This is a genomic window from Umezawaea sp. (assembly GCF_057122925.1).
Genome location: NZ_DBNGPQ010000082.1, coordinates 1 through 5,305, shown reverse-complemented (window position 1 = coordinate 5,305; position 5,305 = coordinate 1). Strand labels below are relative to the sequence as shown.

General features: G+C 71.9%; 2 protein-coding genes. One reads left to right on the top strand and one right to left on the bottom strand.

Annotation, left to right across the window (positions count from 1 at the left end):
- On the bottom strand, positions 1-3,840 hold a 3,840-nt coding region (locus AC156L_RS18690; RefSeq protein ID WP_330883621.1), incomplete at its 3' end, for a type I polyketide synthase.
- Between the two features lie 297 nt (positions 3,841-4,137).
- Here AC156L_RS18690 and AC156L_RS18685 point away from each other — a divergent pair.
- Positions 4,138-4,425: a hypothetical protein gene (locus AC156L_RS18685; RefSeq protein ID WP_330883618.1), complete on the top strand. Its 288-nt coding sequence runs from the start codon at positions 4,138-4,140 to the stop codon at positions 4,423-4,425.
- The last annotated feature ends 880 nt before the right edge of the window (positions 4,426-5,305 follow it).

Here is a 5,305-nt window from a genome sequence, read left to right as displayed (position 1 = left end):
AGCGTCCAGACCGCGACGGGAGGTCAGCACCAACCGCTCCGCACCCGCCTCAGCCAGCCACCGGGCCACCCGGCTGCCCAACGCTCCGGTGCCGCCGGTCACCAGGACCGTGCCGCGCGGCGTCCAGTCGCCGACACCGGTCTTCGCCGGTGCCTGCGCGAGCCTGCGGCCGAACACGCGGGAGCCGCGGATCGCGACCTGGTCCTCGGTGCCCGCGAGGACCGCGACGAGCCGGTCCAGCACGCGGTCGTCCACGTCGGGGGGCAGGTCGACCAGACCGCCCCAGCGGTCGGGGTGCTCCAGCGCGACGACCTTGCCGACGCCCCAGATCTGCGTGAGCACCGGGTCCACCGCGTCGTCGCGGCCCGCCGACACCGCGCCGCGGGTGGCGCACCACAGCGGTGCGGCGACACCCGCGTCACCGAGCGCCTGGACGAGCACGACGGTCTCGACCACGTCGGTGCACAGCGACAGCACACCGTCGAACGCCCCGGCGCCCGCAAGCGCCTCCGCCAGCGTCGCGCGGTCCGCGGACGGGTCGATCCGGACGACGTCCAGGCCGCGTTCGGCGAGCCCGTCGACGTGCTCGGCGGAGACGAGCAGCCACCGCCCGGTGGCCCGGCCGCCGCCCTCGGGCAGCCTGGTCCAGGAGGTCTTGTAGCGCCAGGCGTCCACGGTGGACGCGTCCGCCCGGCCGCGCCGCCACGTGGCGAGCGCGGGCAGCAGATCGGCGAGAGCCCCGGAGTCGTCGAGCGACAGCGCCGAGGCGAGGGAGTCGAGGTCACCGCGGTCGACCGCGGCCCAGAAGTCGGCTTCGTGCCGGTCCACCGCGGCGGGCGAGGAGCCGCCGGTCAGCCAGAAGCCCTCGCGCTGGAACGCGTAGGTCGGCAGGTCGACGCGCCGGGCGCCGGTGCCCGCGAACACGGCTCCCCAGTCGACGCGGACGCCCAGCACGTGCAGCCTGCCGACCGCCCGCACCAGGCCGGTGGCCTCGGAGCGGCCCTTGCGGACGGTGGGGACGAGTTCGGCGGCGGGCGCGGTCTCGGCGGCCATCGCGGTGAGCACGGCGTCCGGGCCCAGCTCGACGAACGTCGTCACCCCCAGTCCCACCAGGGTGTCCACGGCGTCGGCGAACCGCACGGCCTCGCGGACGTGCCGCACCCAGTACTCCGGCGAGCACAGCTCGTCGGCCGGGACGAGCTTGCCGGTGACCGTGGAGACGATCGGCATCCGCGGCGGCCGGTACTTCAGGACCTCGGTGATCCAGGCGAACTCCTCCAGCATCGCGTCCATGAGGGGCGAGTGGAACGCGTGCGAGACGGTGAGGCGCTTGGACTTGCGGTCGGGGAAGTGGGCGAGCACCCGCTGGACGGCGGCGTCGTCACCGGCGACGACGACGGACGTGGGGCCGTTGATCGCGGCGAGGGAGACGTCCTCGTCGAGGAACGGGAGCACCTCGTCCTCGGAGGCTTGCAGGGCGACCATCGCGCCGCCGCCGGGGAGGGCCTGCATCATCCGGCCGCGCGCCGCGACGAGCGCGCACGCGTCGTCCAGCGACAGCACGCCCGCGACGTGCGCGGCGGCGATCTCGCCGACGGAGTGGCCCGCCAGGTAGTCCTGGCGCACGCCCCACGCCTCCAGCGTGCGGAACAGCGCGACCTCGACGGCGAACAGCGCGGGCTGGGTGTACTCGGTGCGGTCCAGCAGCTCGGGGTCGTCGCCGAAGACGACCGTGCGCAGCGGCTGGTCCAGGTGCACGTCGAAGTGGCGGCAGGCGTCGTCGAACGCCGCCGCGAACACCGGGAACTCCCGGTGCAGCTCGCGGCCCATCGCGAGCCGCTGGCTGCCCTGGCCGGTGAACAGGAACGCCAGCTTGCCGCCCGCGGGGGTGCCGCTGAGCACGGCGGACGAGGAGGTGCCGTCGGCCAGCGCGGTCAGCGCCCGCCGGAGGTCGTCGCGAGACGAGCCGAGCACGACGGCGCGGTGGTCGAAGGCGACGCGGGCCGTGGCGAGCGAGTAGCCGACGTCGGAGTCGGACAGCTCGGGGCGCTCGTCGAGGTGGGTCAGGAGGTTCCGGGCCTGGTCGCCGAGCGCCTCGGTGGTCTTGGCCGACAGCACCCACGGCAGCACGGCCGCGGGGCGGGCGGGCTCCGGCGCGTCGACGGGGTCGGCGACGTACTCCTCGATGATCGTGTGCGCGTTGGTGCCGCTGATGCCGAACGCGGACACGCCCGCGCGGCGGGGGCGTTCGCCCGCGGGCCACGGCGTCGCCTCGGTGAGGAGCTTCACCGAGCCGGACGACCAGTCGACGTGCGGGGACGGGCGGTCGACGTGCAGCGTCCGCGGCAGCAGGCCGTTGCGCAGCGCCATGACCATCTTGATGACACCCGCGACACCGGCCGCGGCCTGCGTGTGGCCGAGGTTCGACTTGAGGGAGCCCAGCAGCAGCGGGGTCTCGCGGTTCTGGCCGTAGGTCGCGAGGATGGCCTGAGCCTCGATCGGGTCGCCGAGCACCGTGCCGGTGCCGTGCGCCTCCACCACGTCGACGTCCGCGGTGGTCAGCTCCGCGTCGACCAGCGCCTGGTGGATGACCCGCTGCTGCGCGGGCCCGTTCGGCGCGGTCAGGCCGTTGGACGCGCCGTCCTGGTTGATCGCGCTGCCGCGGACGAGCGCGAGCACCGGGTGCCCGTTGCGGACGGCGTCGGACAGCCGCTCCAGCAGCACCATGCCGACGCCCTCGGACCAGCCGGTCCCGTCGGCCGTGGAGGAGAACGCCTTGCAGCGGCCGTCGGGCGCGAGGCCGCGCTGGCGGCTGAACGCGACCAGCGAGCCGGGGCTGGCCATCACGGCCGCGCCGCCCGCGAGCGCCAGCGACGACTCGCCGCTGCGCAGCGTCCGGACGGCGAGGTGCAGCGCGACGAGCGACGCCGAGCACGCCGTGTCGACGGTGACGGCCGGGCCTTCGAGGCCGAGCGTGTAGGAGATGCGACCGGACGCGACGCTGGCCGTGTTGCCGGTCAGCAGCGACCCCTCGTGGCCCTGCGCGTCGGCCAGCCGGGGGCCGTACTCCTGCTGCTCGGCGCCGACGTAGACGGCGGTGGAGCTGCCGCGCAGCGTGCCGGGGTCGATGCCCGCGCGCTCCAGCACCTCCCAGGAGGTTTCCAGGAGCAGGCGCTGCTGCGGGTCCATCGCGACCGCTTCGCGCGGCGAGATCCCGAAGAACGTCGGGTCGAACCGGTCGGCGTCGTGCAGGAACCCGCCCTCGCGGGTGTAGGTCGTCCCCTGCCGGTCCGGGTCCGGGTCGTAGAGCGCGTCCAGGTCCCAGCCGCGGTTGGTCGGCAGTCCGCTGATCGCGTCGCCGCCGTCGGCGACGAACCGCCACAGCTCCTCCGGCGAGGCGACCCCGCCGGGGAAGCGGCACGCCATGGACACGATCGCGATCGGCTCGTCCGACGCGGTGTTCGCGCTCGGCGGGAGGATCGGCGCGGCGGACAGCCCGAGGGCCTCCGCGCGCAGGTAGTGCGCCACGGCCGCGGGCGTCGGGTAGTCGAACACCAGCGTGATCGGCAGGTGCAGCCCCGTCGCCTCGGTCAGCTTCGCGTGCAGGTCGACGGCGGCGATGGAGTCGAATCCGAGTTCGAGGAACGGCCGGTCGGCCGCGACCACCTCACCGGGCGCGCGCCGCAGAACGGCAGCGGCAGCCCGCCCGACCAGTTCCACCAGCAACCGCTCCTGCTCGGCTTCCGGGGCCTGGACGAGCAGTTGCCACGACGAGGGCTGTTCCGCCTCGTCGCCGCTGGTGGACGTGGTGGACGTGATGTGCTCGGACTCGTTCAACATAACGCTCCACAATCCGCAGACAGAATGTGCGACCGTTGCTCATCGTTTCCCGAGGTGGATGGCGCAGAAACCCCTAGCGTCCCCCTAACGGCCCCTTGCGTTCGGTCCGGGTATTGCCTCGGGGAAAACGTGTCGGTCTACTGTTGTGGAAGCCGTTCCCCAGGTTGATCGCCGGCGGTGGAGCCGCGTGCGCGATCCTGGGGGTCGAAATAGGGGTTGTCGTCCAGATCACACCTGCATAGGGTGGATTCGGAGGACTTGTTCGAAGTCAGCCTTTGCGCCATCAGGAGGTACACCGTGCCGAACAGTGAGATCACCGATGTGCAGCGCATCGTTACCGTGCTTCGGCGGAAGGTGGCGTCGTTGCGTTTCCACTTCGGGGACGTTCCTGATGTGCGCAGGTTGTTGAACGACGTCGAGCGGTTGGACATCGACATCACGGAGTTGCGCGGGAACGCGTCCCGGCCGCGTCGGACGCAGACGTTGGCCGATGTGGTGATGATCCCGGACGCGCCGTACAACCCCGAGCTGTGGCAAGGGGCCGACGATGAAGGCGTGGGCGGTTATCGGCGGCAGACCGGCTGAAACCCGCTCTCCGCTCGACCCCTGAACGCCCTGTCTGCGCGGCACCGCGGACGGGGCGTTCGGCTGTCCGGGGTCGGGTTGTTGCTGGTCTGGTGGTTGTCGGGCTGGGGGTTGGGGTGGCTGCTGGTCCCGTTGGATCGGGGTAGTCGCGGTTCCGGCGGGTCGGGGTGGCCGCTGGTTCCGGCGGGTCGGGGTGGCCGCTGGTCCCGTTGGATCGGGGTAGCTGCCGGTCCCGGCGGATCGGGGTAGCCGCTGGTCCCAGGGGATTTGGTTGCCGCCGGTCCCAGCGGATCGGGGTGGCCGCCGGTCCCAGGGGATTTGGTGGCCGCCGGTCCCAGCGGGGTGGCCGATTTGACTCGGGGACCCCTCGATTTGACCCTTTGATCGGGCTAAAGGGCAGGTGGTGACTACCTGCCCGATCTACCAGGGTAAGGGTCAAATCCCCCGAGTAAAATCGGCCATGCTTTAGGGAAAGCCCACCGGCCCACCTTTGGTTGCCGCTCGGTTTGATCGCTGTCTTGGAGCGTTCGCGGCTCGGCTTTGTTCGCCGGCTTGGGTGTTGGTGGCTCGGTCTTGTTCGCCGGCTTGGAGTGTTCGTGGCTCGGTCTTGTTCGCCGGCTTGCCACTCTCGCTACCTGTTCGGTGCTGCTCGGCTTGATCGTCGACGTTTGGCAGTGCCCAGTTACCCCGACCCCTGCTTCGCGGCGCCGCCGACCCTCCCCGGTTTCACCCGCATTATCTGCTGATCTTGCTTTCTTGCCCTTTACCGCTTGACTTGCTGCACTTTCTTCCCCATTTGCCTGCTGAACAGCAAAGATCCCCTGGCCTCGGCCTGGGGATCTACAGGGGCTGCTGCCCCCGGATCGCGCGGCTGGGCCGC